The 14,389-nt window shown below is 42.2% G+C and carries 12 protein-coding genes; 7 read left to right on the forward strand and 5 right to left on the reverse strand.

The window, feature by feature from the left end:
- Window positions 1-4 precede the first annotated feature (4 nt).
- The gene (locus HMPREF1532_RS05155; RefSeq protein WP_005925792.1) at window positions 5-844 is read left to right on the forward strand and encodes a phosphatidate cytidylyltransferase; all 840 of its coding nucleotides are present in this window, start codon (window positions 5-7) and stop codon (window positions 842-844) included.
- Window positions 845-922: 78 nt separating this feature from the next.
- Here the strand turns inward: HMPREF1532_RS05155 and HMPREF1532_RS05160 are convergent, their stop codons facing one another.
- From HMPREF1532_RS05160 to surE, 3 genes are all read right to left on the reverse strand, one after another.
- The gene (locus HMPREF1532_RS05160) at window positions 923-1,666 is read right to left on the reverse strand and encodes a NigD1/NigD2 family lipoprotein (RefSeq protein ID WP_005925795.1); all 744 of its coding nucleotides are present in this window, start codon (window positions 1,664-1,666) and stop codon (window positions 923-925) included.
- An 89-nt stretch (window positions 1,667-1,755) separates the two neighbouring features.
- The gene (gene lpxB, locus HMPREF1532_RS05165; protein WP_005925798.1) at window positions 1,756-2,892 is read right to left on the reverse strand and encodes a lipid-A-disaccharide synthase; all 1,137 of its coding nucleotides are present in this window, start codon (window positions 2,890-2,892) and stop codon (window positions 1,756-1,758) included.
- Window positions 2,892-3,659 carry a 5'/3'-nucleotidase SurE gene (surE, locus tag HMPREF1532_RS05170; RefSeq protein ID WP_005925801.1) on the reverse strand — a complete coding sequence of 256 codons (768 nt, stop codon included), beginning with the start codon at window positions 3,657-3,659 and terminating at the stop codon, window positions 2,892-2,894. The genes lpxB and surE overlap by 1 nt, the downstream gene beginning before the upstream one ends.
- Before the next feature lie 312 nt (window positions 3,660-3,971).
- On the opposite strand from surE, the gene HMPREF1532_RS05175 reads away from it, so the two are divergent.
- The 5 genes from HMPREF1532_RS05175 to HMPREF1532_RS05195 all read left to right on the forward strand — a co-directional run bounded on the left by HMPREF1532_RS05175 (window position 3,972) and on the right by HMPREF1532_RS05195 (window position 10,159).
- Window positions 3,972-4,739, forward strand: a complete 768-nt coding sequence (locus HMPREF1532_RS05175; RefSeq protein ID WP_005925803.1) for a ParA family protein — start codon at window positions 3,972-3,974, stop codon at window positions 4,737-4,739.
- Between the two features lie 10 nt (window positions 4,740-4,749).
- Window positions 4,750-5,640, forward strand: coding sequence for a ParB/RepB/Spo0J family partition protein (locus HMPREF1532_RS05180; protein ID WP_005925806.1), 891 nt, complete (start codon window positions 4,750-4,752; stop codon window positions 5,638-5,640).
- Window positions 5,641-6,516: a DUF5683 domain-containing protein gene (locus HMPREF1532_RS05185; RefSeq protein WP_005925809.1), complete on the forward strand. Its 876-nt coding sequence runs from the start codon at window positions 5,641-5,643 to the stop codon at window positions 6,514-6,516.
- A gap of 29 nt (window positions 6,517-6,545) precedes the next feature.
- Window positions 6,546-7,841, forward strand: a complete 1,296-nt coding sequence (locus HMPREF1532_RS05190) for a lytic transglycosylase domain-containing protein (protein ID WP_025818961.1) — start codon at window positions 6,546-6,548, stop codon at window positions 7,839-7,841.
- 68 nt (window positions 7,842-7,909) lie between these two features.
- Window positions 7,910-10,159, forward strand: coding sequence for a RelA/SpoT family protein (locus tag HMPREF1532_RS05195; protein ID WP_005925823.1), 2,250 nt, complete (start codon window positions 7,910-7,912; stop codon window positions 10,157-10,159).
- Window positions 10,160-10,197: 38 nt separating this feature from the next.
- Here the strand turns inward: HMPREF1532_RS05195 and HMPREF1532_RS05200 are convergent, their stop codons facing one another.
- Window positions 10,198-10,542, reverse strand: a complete 345-nt coding sequence (locus HMPREF1532_RS05200) for a MerR family transcriptional regulator (RefSeq protein ID WP_005925825.1) — start codon at window positions 10,540-10,542, stop codon at window positions 10,198-10,200.
- Window positions 10,543-10,544: 2 nt separating this feature from the next.
- Window positions 10,545-11,513, reverse strand: coding sequence for a M23 family metallopeptidase (locus HMPREF1532_RS05205; RefSeq protein ID WP_005925827.1), 969 nt, complete (start codon window positions 11,511-11,513; stop codon window positions 10,545-10,547).
- A 105-nt stretch (window positions 11,514-11,618) separates the two neighbouring features.
- On the opposite strand from HMPREF1532_RS05205, the gene alaS reads away from it, so the two are divergent.
- Window positions 11,619-14,237, forward strand: coding sequence for an alanine--tRNA ligase (gene alaS, locus HMPREF1532_RS05210; protein WP_005925829.1), 2,619 nt, complete (start codon window positions 11,619-11,621; stop codon window positions 14,235-14,237).
- Window positions 14,238-14,389 lie beyond the last annotated feature (152 nt).

Here is a 14,389-nt window from a genome sequence, read left to right on the forward strand (position 1 = left end):
TACTTTGAAAAGCAACTTTTTACAGAGAGCAATTACCGGCATACTGTTCGTTGGGGTATTGGTAGGGTGTATACTCTACGATCCATGGACTTTCAGTGCGCTCTTCGTCGTGATCAACGCCTTGACAATACGTGAATTCGGGCACTTGATCAATCAGGTTGAAGGGGTGAGTATCAATAAGAATATCACTATGCTGGCCGGAGTCTACCTATACATGGCGGTCATGGCATTTTGTACCAACCTGTCCGGTTCTAAGATTTTCCTTCCCTATTTGCTTTTAATCATGTATTTGATGATTAGCGAATTATATCTAAAGAAAGAAAATCCGGTAATGAATTGGGCTTATTCCATGCTAAGCCAACTTTATATCGCCTTACCTTTCGCCATGTTGAATGTACTTTCATTTCACACCAGTCCAATGGATACAAGTGTCAGTTATAACCCGATACTTCCATTGTCGGTCTTTGTTTTTATATGGCTAAGTGATACAGGCGCTTATTGTGTGGGATCCTTAATCGGCAGACATCGTCTTTTCGAGCGTATCTCTCCTAAAAAGTCATGGGAAGGTTCTATTGGGGGAGGCATAGTAGCGATCGGTTCTTCTTTCATATTCGCTCACTATTTTCCTATTATGAATATGGCAGAATGGGCCGGGTTAGCACTGATTGTTGTCATTTTCGGAACATGGGGCGATCTTACCGAATCTTTGCTGAAACGTCAACTTCATATTAAAGATTCGGGAGCTATTCTGCCGGGACACGGTGGCATGCTCGACCGCTTCGACAGTGCACTAATGGCTATTCCGGCAGCAGTAGTCTATCTGTATGCATTGACATGGATTTAATTTAATAAAATTATAAAGAAACGGGCCTATCTCCAACAGCAAAGACAGGCCCGTTTTAGTTGAAAGACACATAAGATTTTATTTCACCTTATCGGCTTCCAGCTCACTATAATCTAAATTCAATACAGCTTCCGGCACTGACATCGTTTCTTTTATATTAAATGTAATTTCCACTTCATCATTCACTGCAGAGTTCAGTTTTAGTTTCAATCCTTTCTTTCCCTCAAAATCAACAGAATTCAAATTAAACGAAACAGCTTCATCTCCCCATCTTCCGGAAAGATCGCCATAGGTATTATAACGGAATTCAAGATGAACATAATCATCCTCTTCGGGCACCTCCAATGTATTATGCACTAAACTCACGAGATGAGGCGTATATACAGGTTTGTCCTGCCTGAATACAACATTCAGATAACCATTGGCAATCCATATCCTATCTTTAAAAATAGTTACCGGATCATTTCCTATTTCTTCCTCGTTTTCAGCTGTCAAAGTTTCTACCTGTTTCGTTAAAATAGGAAAAACATTCTCTACCTTGACAGCCAAATCATAGTTATCAAAATTATCATATAAAGGATTAAAAAGAACAGCCAATCTTTGACCATCCACAGGCCTGAAACCATAAACATTGCTGGCTGCCGGCCAAAGCGTCCCATAATAATCAGAATCTAAATAATAAGTATTACCACTCAAAACACGAACTGTAGCCCAGCTACCACCAAACTGCCCGATAGAATATCCATCATTGTCGTCACACGATTGTAATGCCGGCATCAGCAGAAACAACATTGCTACTAAAAAACAACTTAACTTTTTCATATAGATGTTCCTTTCTTTTATTTCTATCTGATAAATAAAAAAGCCGGGCTTTTACTGCACCGGCTTCACGTTTATTATCAAAACAGATTCTATTTTTTAAGCAATTTCACCATTTCACGGGCTGCATGCCGGGGAGCACCGGCCGGCCCGAGCAACCGGGCCATATGTTCATATTCTTTCAGTATCTTCTGACGACACTTCTCATTAGAGAGAAGGCGTGCAAGTTCTACTTGTATATTTTCAACCGTCATAGTATCTGCCACTAATTCTTTAACAACCTCACGACCGGCAATCAAATTAACAAGAGAGATATATTTTACCTTCAATACATGCCGCCGCAAAAAAGAAACAAACTTACCACAAGTCAGGTAATAACAAACGACCTGCGGAACCCGGAAAAGTGCAGTCTCCAATGTAGCCGTACCGGAAGTTACCAAAGCAGCTTCCGAATGTTGTAACAAACGATACGTTTGATCAAAAATAATTTTTACATTCGCATCACCGATATATTGCCGATAATAGTCGGGAGAAATAGAGGGAGCACCAGCCAATATCATCTGATAATCCGGAAAAGCCGCTGCTGCCTCCAGCATACGGGGCAGATTGTCTTTTATCTCCTGCTTCCTGCTTCCTGCAAGAAGAGCAATAACCGGTTTATCCTCGAGATTATTATCTCTGATAAAAGTAGAAAAATCTTTTGAATGTGCTGCGCTAAAAGCTGTCACTTCATCTACAGTAGGATTACCCACATAGTGTATAGGATACTTATGCTTCTTTTCAAAAAAATCAACCTCAAAAGGAAGGATTGAAAAAAGCTCGTTAACATCCCGTTTAATATTCTTAATGCGGTACTCTTTCCAAGCCCAAATCTTTGGCGAGATATAATAGTATACGGGAATCCGGGTATGAGAATGAACGAATTTAGCAATATTCAAATTAAATCCCGGATAGTCCACAAGAATAACAGTATCCGGATTCCATGAACGTATGTCTTCTTTGCAACGTTTCATGTTGGCAAAAATAGTACGCAGATGAAGCAGAACAGGAATAAACCCCATGTATGCGAGTTCCTTATAATGTTTCACCATCGTCCCGCCGACGGCAGCCATTAAATCGCCACCGAAAAAACGGAATTCCGCAGAAGGATCTTCTTCTTTTAGTGCCGCCATCAAATGAGAAGCGTGCAAATCTCCGGAAGCTTCACCGACAATGAGGTAATATTTCATTATTCAAACCATTTGCTTAGTTCGTTCATAAAGCCATAAGCCGTCACATCTACTACGGTAGGGGTAATGGCAACATACCCATTGGCAAGTGCCCAATGATCGTTTTTCTCGTTTTCCGGTTCGTCGTCCTTGAACTCCCCTATCAACCAAAAATAATTGTCATCACCTTTACGCGGACAAGGCTCCCATTCATTCGTCCATCTCCCCTTTGCCTGCTCACAAATCTTAATACCTTTAAGTTCTGCCATATCGGGAAAATTCACATTAAGGCAAGTTAACGGAGGCAACCCTTTTTCCAGTACCATAGCAGCTATCTGACGAATATATGGACCGGCAGGTTCAAAGTTTGCACCGGGATCATGACTGCAAAGAGAAAAGCCAATAGACGGAATACCATTCAGACATCCTTCGATAACTACTCCCATCGTACCGGAATAATGAACATTCGTAGCCGAATTATCGCCATGGTTAATGCCACCGACAACAAGATCCGGTTTTCGTTCGAGTACCGTGTTCCAAGCCAGTTTTATACAATCGGACGGTGTACCGGAACATTTATATACAGTCAATCCCACATCTTTACGAAGCAACTGATAATGTACCGGTTGCGTTACAGTAATCGCACATCCGCTTCCGGAACGGGGCGCATCAGGCGCCATTACTACAATTTCCCCCAATGGACGGAGAAATTTTATCAGTTCACTAATACCTTTTGCCATGATACCGTCATCATTAGAGATGAGAATCAGTGGCCGTCTATTTTCCATAATGACCTCCTTAGTCTATATAATTCAGCACAAAAGTAAGAAAAAGAACGTTTACCGCCAACTTAGCCCGATTCAATCTGACATCCGCTTCACGCGTTTACAAATCTTAATCTTCTGCAAGTGAGTAAAAAAGCACTCTGTTATTTAATATAAATATGTATATTTGCACGCTAAAAAGAGAATACGCAGCAGTTTCGTCATCCAGTTATTAACAAAACAGATGACTTATCAACAGATTTTGCAAAGTTTCTCTTTTTTCGTAGGCACTCTGAGTTATTATCACTTATTTCGCTGCCGATAAAATTAGATAATATGGGAAAAATAATTGCTTTGGCCAATCAAAAAGGCGGTGTAGGGAAAACAACAACTACGATTAACCTCGCAGCCTCGCTTGCTACTCTCGAAAAAAAAGTACTGGTAGTTGATGCAGACCCACAGGCTAATGCCTCTTCAGGCCTGGGAGTCGACATCAAACAGTCTGAATGTACTATCTACGAATGTATTATAGACAGAGCCAACGTAGAAGATGCTATCCATGACACTGAGATAGAATCACTGAAAGTCATCTCTTCACATATCAATCTGGTAGGAGCGGAAATAGAAATGCTGAATCTCAAAAATCGGGAGAAAATATTAAAAGAGGTACTGACTCCATTGAAAAAAGAATACGATTATATCTTAATAGACTGTTCTCCGTCGCTGGGTCTTATTACTATCAACGCATTAACAGCAGCCGACTCGGTAATTATCCCCGTACAGGCAGAATATTTTGCTCTTGAAGGAATCAGTAAGCTACTGAATACCATCAAAATCATCAAATCCAAGTTGAATCCGTCATTAGAGATCGAAGGTTTCCTGTTGACCATGTACGATTCACGACTACGCCAAGCCAACCAGATATATGACGAAGTAAAACGCCATTTTCAAGAATTGGTGTTTAAAACCGTTATTCAACGTAATGTGAAGCTAAGTGAAGCTCCCAGTTACGGCATACCGACTATTCTTTATGATGCCGAATCGACCGGAGCAAAAAATCATATGGCATTAGCTCAGGAAATTATCAACAGAAATAGTAAATAAACGAAGATATATGGCAACACAAAGAAGAAATGCATTAGGCCGCGGACTGGACGCTCTGCTTTCAATGGATGAAGTGAAAACCGAAGGGTCTTCGTCTATCAATGAAATAGAACTTTCCAAAATCTCCGTTAATCCTAACCAACCACGCCGTGAGTTCGATGAAACAGCATTGCAGGAATTGGCAGATTCTATCTCCGAAATCGGCATTATCCAACCGATCACGTTGCGCAAACTTAACGATGACGCCTATCAGATTATAGCGGGAGAACGCCGATATCGTGCATCATTGAAAGCCGGATTGGAAACAATACCTGCCTACATCCGCACAGCCGATGATGAAAACGTAATGGAGATGGCATTGATCGAGAACATCCAGCGTGAAGACTTAAACGCAGTAGAAATTGCTCTTGCTTATCAACACCTGATAGAACAATACGAACTGACCCAAGAACGTCTCAGCGAACGTGTAGGAAAGAAACGTACTACAATTGCCAACTATCTGCGTTTGCTCAAATTACCCGCTCCCATACAAATGGCGCTACAAAACAAACAGATCGATATGGGGCATGCCCGCGCATTGATAACTTTGGGAGACCCTAAATTACAGGTAAAAATATTCGAAGAGATATTGGAACACGGCTATTCCGTACGTAAAGTGGAAGAAATCGTAAAATCACTTAGTGAAGGTGAAAGTATAAAAAGCGGTACCCGGAAAATTACACCGAAACGCTCTAAGCTACCGGAAGAATTCAATATGCTCAAACAGCATCTTTCCGGATTTTTCAATACCAAGGTACAACTGACCTGTTCAGAAAAAGGAAAAGGTAAGATCAGTATTCCTTTCAGTAATGAGGAAGAGCTGGAACGTATCATGGAAATCTTCGACACTTTAAAGAAGTAAATGACAAGGATATATAAGATATATAAACCATACTTAACCACCCTGCTTCTCTGTTTTTTACAGGTAGCAGGGATTGATGTGTATGCACAAGAGCCCATCAAAACCACAGTACAGGATTCCATCGGCATCCGCGAAGCTCCTAAAGCCCGTGCACGCCGTCATCGTGATACAAACCGACAGGAAACAGCCGATTCTCTTAAAACTGCCCGCCTGTCTCTTAACCAAGACAGTATCACAGTACTGAAAACTGATAGCATCCTTATGCAAGTAACAGCCCCTGTAGTAGCTGACAGCCTGGATAAAATCAACCAAAAGAATCTTGAACAGATAGAAACAACATTTACACCACCCCAACCGATAGACACTGTTCCTCCGAGTATCCCACAAACCGTATGGATGCCCAATCCTACCAAAGCGACTTGGCTGGCTGTTGTTTTCCCCGGCGGAGGACAAATTTATAATCGAAAATACTGGAAGCTTCCCATTATTTATGGTGGATTCGCCGGATGTGCCTACGCATTGAGCTGGAACGGAAAAATGTATAAAGATTATGCCAAGGCCTATCTGGACATCATGGACAATGACCCGAACACCAACAGCCATCTCGATATACGTGGTCTTAGCAATTATCCGGAAAACCAACAAAAAGAATTGTTACGCAAACGCAAGGATATGTTCCGCCGCTATCGGGACCTCAGTATATTTGCCTTTATCGGAGTGTATCTGATTTCCGTAATAGATGCCTATGTAGATGCCGAATTATCAAACTTTGACATCACTCCGGATCTGAGTATGCGTGTCGAACCAGCTATTATCAACGACCAATTTCACTCAAGAAATAAATCGGTGGGCGTGCAATGTAGCTTTAGATTTTAAAAATACAATTGAAGATGCAACAACTAAGAATGAAGAAACTAAAAAACTATTATTCCCTTATTCTCTTTTTCCTGTTGGTAAGCACACAGGTTAAAGCACAAAGTGTAGATGTAATTATCAAAGAAAACGGAAACGAACGCCAAGAGAGTATCGACCTTCCGGTGAGCATGACATACCCGCTCGACAGCCTGCTTAATGACTGGAAAGCTAAAAACTATATCGATCTTGGCAAGGATTGTAGTACTTCTGAAATCAATCCTCTTTTCAGTGACTCCGTCTACATCGACCGCCTTTCACGTATCCCGGCTGTCATGGAAATGCCCTATAATGAAATCATACGCAAATTCATCGACATGTATACCGGACGTTTACGTAATCAAGTTTCTTTTATGCTAAGTGCCTGTAACTTCTACATGCCTATTTTCGAAGAAGCACTCGATGCCTACAATCTGCCTCTGGAGCTCAGATACCTGCCCATTATAGAATCTGCACTGAATCCTTCAGCCGTATCCCGCGCAGGGGCTTCCGGGTTGTGGCAATTCATGCTTGCTACCGGAAAGATGTACGGACTGGAGTCGAACAGCCTTGTAGACGAACGTCGTGATCCGATCAAAGCCACTTGGGCGGCTGCACGTTATTTAAAAGAGCTGTATGCCATTTATGGTGACTGGAACCTCGTTATTGCCGCTTACAATTGCGGTCCGGGTACCATAAATAAAGCCATACGCCGTGCAAACGGAAAAACAGATTATTGGGAGATTTACAACTTCCTGCCCAAAGAGACACGGGGTTATGTACCTGCATTTATTGCCGCCAATTATGTAATGACTTACTATTGTGACCATAACATCTGTCCGATGGAAACAAATATTCCGGCAAGTACAGACACAATACAAGTAAACAAAAAACTTCATTTTGAACAAATAGCCGATATTTGCGGAGTCAGTCTCGAACAAATCAAAAGTCTGAATCCTCAATATAAGAAAAATGTGATTCCCGGGGACAGTAAGCCTTACACACTCCGTCTGCCACAAAATTACATCAGTACATTCATCGACCAACAGGACACCATCTACGTACACCGTGCCGATGAATTATTTAAAAACAGAAAAACAATCGCTATCAGAGACAATACACCTCCAAGTGCGACAAGAGGAAAAGCGGTTGTCGGCAATGGGAAATTGGTTTATCACAAAATCAGCAGTGGTGAAACGTTGGGAAGTATTGCCGAAAAATACAAAGTCCGCGTAAAAGACATTCAAAATTGGAATGGGCTGCGAAATACCAAGATTACGGCAGGAAAACGATTGAAAATATACAAATAAATACATCTTTGCTTGCTCACTGTTGAAAATTGCCTATTTTTGCAGAAAGCAATGAAAAGATGACATTTATGGATAATAATATACCCCCAAAAGAAATAGCGGAAGAAGAAATGATCGACCAGGCATTTCAACAACTGCTACATGATTATCTTGCCACAAAGCATCGTAAACGTGTTGAAATTATAACCAAAGCGTTCAATTTTGCCAATCAAGCGCACAAAGGTATCAAACGACGTTCCGGTGAGCCTTATATCATGCACCCTATTGCTGTAGCTCAAATTGTGTGTAATGAAATAGGGTTAGGTTCCACATCCATTTGTGCAGCCCTGCTCCATGATGTTGTAGAAGATACCGATTATACGGTAGAAGACATTGAAAACATTTTTGGAACCAAGATCGCACAAATCGTAGACGGACTTACCAAGATATCCGGCGGTATCTTTGGCGACCGTGCATCGGCTCAGGCGGAAAATTTCAAGAAGTTGCTACTCACAATGTCGGATGATATCCGCGTGATCCTCATAAAGATTGCCGATCGTCTGCACAACATGCGCACATTGGGTTCAATGTTGCCTAATAAACAGTACAAAATTGCCGGAGAAACACTCTATATCTATGCTCCCCTTGCTAACCGTTTGGGATTGTATAAGATAAAAACAGAATTAGAAAACTTAAGTTTCAAATACGAACACCCCGAAGAATATCAAGAAATCGAAAAGAAGCTGGACGCCACTGCCGCCGAACGCGATAAGGTATTCAATAATTTCACAGCCCCAATCCGTGAACAGCTGGATAAAATGGGGTTAAAATATCGTATTATCGCCCGTGTAAAATCGATCTATTCTATCTGGAACAAGATGCAAACCAAGCATGTCCCGTTTGAAGAAATATACGACTTGCTTGCAGTACGTATCATATTCGAACCCCGAAATCCGGAAGAAGAACTGAACGACTGCTTTGACATCTATGTATCCATCTCCAAAATATACAAACCCCACCCTGACCGTCTGCGTGACTGGGTAAGCCACCCGAAAGCAAATGGCTATCAGGCATTGCACGTCACCTTAATGGGAAACAACGGGCAGTGGATTGAAGTACAGATTCGTAGCGAACGTATGAACGACGTTGCCGAACAAGGGTTTGCCGCTCATTGGAAATACAAAGAAGGCGGTGGAAGTGAAGATGAAGGAGAATTAGAGAAATGGCTAAAAACGATTAAAGAGATCCTTGACGATCCGCAACCGGATGCCATTGACTTTTTAGACACCATTAAGCTAAATTTATTCGCTTCCGAAATATTTGTGTTCACCCCCAAAGGAGAGCTTAAGACTATGCCTCAAAATTCTACGGCCTTAGATTTTGCTTTCTCATTGCACACAGATATCGGCAGTCATTGCATCGGGGCTAAAGTGAACCATAAACTGGTACCATTAAGCCATAAATTACAAAGTGGAGATCAGGTAGAAATCCTTACTTCCAAATCACAACGCGTACAACCTCAATGGGAAGTATTCGCTACTACAGCCCGCGCACGAGCCAAAATTGCAGCAATTCTTCGTAAAGAGCGAAAAATCAATCAAAAAGAGGGTGAAGAGCTTCTCAACGAATTTCTAAAAAAAGAAGAAGTACGTCCGAGTGCAGTGGTCATCGAAAAATTATGCAAACTGCATAACATGAAGAATGAAGAGGATTTACTTGTAGCTATCGGCAATAAAACAATTATCTTGGGAGAAGCCGATAAGAACGAACTAAAAGAAAAACAAAGTAATAACTGGAAAAAATATCTCACTTTCTCTTTTGGTGGTGGCAACAAAGACAAACAACCGGAAGAAAAAGAGATTCCGGAAAAGGAGATCATCAATCCGAAGCAGATCTTAAAATTAACGGAAGAAGCCCTACAGAAAAAGTATATCATGGCCGAATGTTGTCATCCGATTCCGGGTGACGATGTACTGGGATATATCGATGAGAATGATCAGGTTATCATCCACAAGCGCCAATGTCCGGTTGCTGCAAAATTAAAGAGCAGCTATGGCAACCGTATCATTGCTACGGCATGGGATACCCATAAAACACTTTCTTTCCTGGTATATATCTATATTAAGGGTATAGACGGCATGGGACTCTTAAACGAAATCACCCAAATTATCTCACGACAGCTCAATGTCAATATCCGAAAGTTGGATATAGAAACGAACGATGGCATTTTCGAGGGAAAAGTACAGCTTTATGTACACGATGTAGATGATGTAAAAGCTATCTGCGACAATCTGCGTAAAATAAAAAATGTCAAATCCGTCACACGCGTAGAGAACTAAAGCAATGTATAATTAATAAAAAGAACCGGATTCAGCATTTATCGCTCATCCAGTTCTTTTTTTATAGATAACAATTCTTCTCTAATCTCTTTCAACCGATTAATGATTTCGAAATTACGGATCGTAGCCTCTTTATTATCTTTCAACTTCTGACGGGCACCGGGAAGGGTCATCCCTTTTTCTTTTACCAAATGATAAATCAAAGCAATGGTATCCACATCCTCCTTACGGTATTGCCGCACACCACGCCCATTGGTTTTAGGAGCAATCTGTGGAAACTCTTTCTCCCAAAAACGAAGCAAAGACTGATTGACATCAAACATCTCCGCTACTTCAGCTATCGAATAATATAGCTTATAATTTTTCTCTGTATGGATTGGCATCTTTAATCGAATACTTTACCGTGGTTAGCAGCTAATTGAACCATCTTATCATAATCTTCCGCACTCAAATCCATAAAGTAATAGTTCACGGGATTCATTACCTGCCCCTTGAAATGCACTTCATAATGCAAATGTGGTCCCGTACTCTTACCCGTACTACCCACTCCGGCAATCACTTCACCGCGCACAACCTTCTTTCCGAGCTTCGTACGATATTCCTTGAGGTGTGCATAACGCGTCCGGTATCCAAAACCATGATCTATCTCGACCGTATTCCCGTACCCTGTCTCCCATCCTACTTTTACAACCACTCCATCTCCGGTGGCATACACATCCGTGCCCGGATTGGCAGAAAAGTCCATGCCGGCATGAAATTTAGTAGTTCCGTAAATAGGGTCGATACGCGTTCCGTATCCCGAAGCTGTTTTCTTCAAATCCTTATTCGAAATCGGCTGAATGGCCGGAATACACCTAAGCATTTCATCCTGATTCTTACACATGGCAACAACATCATCAAACGATTTAGACTGAATATACAACTGCTTCGTGAGCAAGTCCAACTTCTGAGTCGTATTGATAACAAGTTTTGAATTTGCCAGATCGATCAGGTCTTCATAACGGTTCGTTCCACCATATCCGGCTCTCCGGATGGCAGGTGACACCGGATCAGCCTGCAAAATAACACGATAAAGATTATCATCACGCTGTTGCACATCCTGCAATACCCCCAAAGCATCATCCAACCGACGAGAAAGCACGTTGTATTGTGCCAGCAAACGGCTATTTTCCGTCCTCAGTTCTTTCTCGGACGGAGAGCCGAAGATGAATAACAATACAATAAAACTCCCTGCCCCCAGTCCCATACCGATAAAAAGACGGCGAAGAATACTCAACGCCCTCTGCCGGACAGTAGGATAAATTCGGTCATAAGTCTGTGTTCGCGGATTATAGATGTAATAAACTTTACGCATCTTAGGAAATATTTCGATGGTTGATGGGGCAAAAATAATAAAAACAAGCTATCTTTGCACTGTTTTTTTGAGAATATTAACCTCAACAATAGATATATAAAAAGTATGTTGACTGCAAAAGAGACAAGAGATTCGTTTAAGAATTTCTTTGAGTCGAAAGGACATCAGATTGTTCCATCGGCTCCGATGGTGATAAAAGACGATCCTACCCTGATGTTTACAAACGCAGGGATGAATCAGTTTAAAGATATTATTTTGGGTAATCACCCGGCGAAATACCACAGAGTGGCGGATTCACAGAAATGCCTTCGCGTAAGCGGAAAACATAATGACCTTGAAGAAGTAGGACATGACACGTACCACCATACCATGTTCGAAATGTTGGGCAACTGGTCTTTCGGTGATTACTTCAAGAAAGAGGCTATCAGTTGGGCATGGGAATATCTGGTAGACGTACTGAAGCTAAACCCGGAACACTTGTATGCCACCGTATTCGAAGGCAGCCCCGAAGAAGGATTGGAGCGCGACAATGAGGCAGCTTCTTATTGGGAACAATTCCTGCCGAAAGATCACATCATCAATGGAAACAAGCATGATAACTTCTGGGAAATGGGTGATACCGGTCCTTGCGGTCCTTGCTCGGAAATCCATATCGACCTGCGTCCGGCAGAAGAACGTGCAAAAATTTCCGGTCGCGATCTCGTAAACCACGATCATCCGCAAGTAATCGAAATATGGAATCTCGTATTCATGCAATACAACCGCAAAGCGGATGGCAGTCTCGAATCGCTTCCTGCAAAAGTAATCGATACAGGTATGGGTTTCGAACGTCTGTGTATGGCATTGCAAGGAAAAACCTCCAATTACGATACGGATGTATTCCAGCCGATGATCAAGGCCATTGCCAAAATGGCGGGAGTTGAATACGGTAAAGACAAACAGCAGGATATCGCCATGCGCGTAATAGCCGACCACATTCGTACGATTGCTTTCTCCATCACAGACGGACAATTGCCATCGAATGCCAAAGCCGGATACGTTATCCGTCGCATCCTGCGTCGTGCCGTACGTTACGGTTATACCTTCCTGGGACAGAAACAGGCATTTATGTATAAGCTTCTTCCGGTACTGATTGATAATATGGGAGATGCTTATCCGGAATTGATCGCCCAGAAAGGATTAATCGAAAAGGTAATTAAAGAAGAAGAAGAAGCTTTTCTCCGTACATTGGAAACAGGAATTCGTCTGCTCGACAAGACAATGGCCGATACCAAAGCTGCCGGAAAGACAGAAATCAGTGGAAAAGACGCTTTCACTTTATATGATACTTTCGGTTTCCCGCTTGACCTTACGGAATTGATTCTTCGCGAAAACGGCATGACCGTAAACATCGGAGAGTTTGACGCAGAAATGCAACAACAAAAACAACGTGCACGCAACGCTGCTGCAATAGAAACAGGAGACTGGATCATACTAAAAGAAGGAACCAGTGAATTTGTCGGTTATGACTACACAGAATACGAAGTATCTATTTTGCGTTACCGTCAGATAAAACAAAAAAATCAGACATTGTATCAAATCGTACTCGATCATACTCCTTTCTACGCCGAAAGCGGCGGCCAGGTAGGTGATACCGGTGTATTGGTCAGCGAATTCGAGACCATCGACGTAATTGATACCAAGAAAGAAAATAATCTGCCGATTCACATTACCAAGAAATTACCGGAACATCCGGATGCTCCGATGATGGCTTGTGTAGATACAGACAAACGTGCAGCCTGTGCGGCCAACCACTCTGCCACCCACTTACTGGACGAGGCCCTGCGTGAGGTTCTGGGCGAACATGTAGAACAAAAAGGATCGCTGGTAACCCCGGATTCCCTGCGCTTTGACTTCTCCCACTTCCAGAAAGTGACAGACGAAGAAATCCGTAAAGTAGAGCATATGGTAAATGCCAAAATCCGCGCCAATATTCCCTTGAAAGAGTATCGCAATATTCCTATTGAAGAAGCTAAAGAGCTGGGTGCAATTGCCCTCTTCGGTGAAAAATACGGCGACCACGTGCGCGTCATACAATTTGGCTCATCCGTGGAATTCTGTGGAGGTACCCATGTAGCTGCCACCGGAAACATCGGCATGATAAAAATCATGTCTGAAAGTTCGGTTGCTGCCGGTGTACGCCGTATCGAAGCATTTACAGGGGTAAAAGTGGAAGAGATGTTGGACACTATCCAAGATACTCTGAGCGATCTCAAGGCACTTTTCAACAATGCACCCGATTTAGGCATTGCCATCCGTAAGTACATTGACGAAAACGCCGGACTGAAGAAACAGCTCGAAGACTTTATGAAAGAGAAAGAGGTAGCTCTCAAAGAACGCCTATTGAAAAATGTACAGGAAATCCACGGCATTAAAGTAGTTAAGTTCTGCGCTCCAATGCCAGCCGAAACCATAAAGAATATCGCTTTCCAACTGCGCGGGGAAATCACAGAAAACTTCTTCTTCGTTGCAGGAACCATCGACCACGCAAAACCGATGCTGACAGTTATGATCAGTGACAATCTGGTTGCAGGTGGATTAAAAGCCGGTGATCTGGTAAGAGAAGCTGCCAAACTGATTCAAGGCGGTGGCGGTGGCCAACCTCATTTCGCAACAGCCGGAGGAAAGAATCCGGACGGGTTAAATGCCGCCATAGAAAAAGTATTGGAACTGGCCGGTATCTAAAATCAGATTTTTTCTTATAAAAGCAAAGGATTGATTCTCGTAAAAGGAGATTCAATCCTTTTTTTCTTTATAACCCGGCGAAAACAGACCTAAACATAGAGAAATTGACATAAAGTTCAGCTTTTATATTACTTATTTACCTTATATTTTTT

It is taken from the genome of Bacteroides salyersiae WAL 10018 = DSM 18765 = JCM 12988, from assembly GCF_000381365.1.
In the GTDB taxonomy this organism is placed as follows: domain Bacteria; phylum Bacteroidota; class Bacteroidia; order Bacteroidales; family Bacteroidaceae; genus Bacteroides; species Bacteroides salyersiae.

Excerpts from the sequence above, each read along its gene's own strand:
- HMPREF1532_RS05160 (WP_005925795.1), bottom strand. The coding sequence starts at position 1,666 with ATGAAAAAGTTAAGTTGTTTTTTAGTAGCAATGTTGTTTCTGCTGATG.
- alaS (WP_005925829.1), top strand. The coding sequence starts at position 11,619 with ATGTTGACTGCAAAAGAGACAAGAGATTCGTTTAAGAATTTCTTTGAG.
- HMPREF1532_RS05175 (WP_005925803.1), top strand. The coding sequence starts at position 3,972 with ATGGGAAAAATAATTGCTTTGGCCAATCAAAAAGGCGGTGTAGGGAAA.
- HMPREF1532_RS05180 (WP_005925806.1), top strand. The coding sequence starts at position 4,750 with ATGGCAACACAAAGAAGAAATGCATTAGGCCGCGGACTGGACGCTCTG.
- HMPREF1532_RS05205 (WP_005925827.1), bottom strand. The coding sequence starts at position 11,513 with ATGCGTAAAGTTTATTACATCTATAATCCGCGAACACAGACTTATGAC.
- HMPREF1532_RS05185 (WP_005925809.1), top strand. The coding sequence starts at position 5,641 with ATGACAAGGATATATAAGATATATAAACCATACTTAACCACCCTGCTT.
- lpxB (WP_005925798.1), bottom strand. The coding sequence starts at position 2,892 with ATGAAATATTACCTCATTGTCGGTGAAGCTTCCGGAGATTTGCACGCT.
- HMPREF1532_RS05195 (WP_005925823.1), top strand. The coding sequence starts at position 7,910 with ATGGATAATAATATACCCCCAAAAGAAATAGCGGAAGAAGAAATGATC.
- HMPREF1532_RS05200 (WP_005925825.1), bottom strand. The coding sequence starts at position 10,542 with ATGCCAATCCATACAGAGAAAAATTATAAGCTATATTATTCGATAGCT.
- HMPREF1532_RS05190 (WP_025818961.1), top strand. The coding sequence starts at position 6,546 with ATGAAGAAACTAAAAAACTATTATTCCCTTATTCTCTTTTTCCTGTTG.
- surE (WP_005925801.1), bottom strand. The coding sequence starts at position 3,659 with ATGGAAAATAGACGGCCACTGATTCTCATCTCTAATGATGACGGTATC.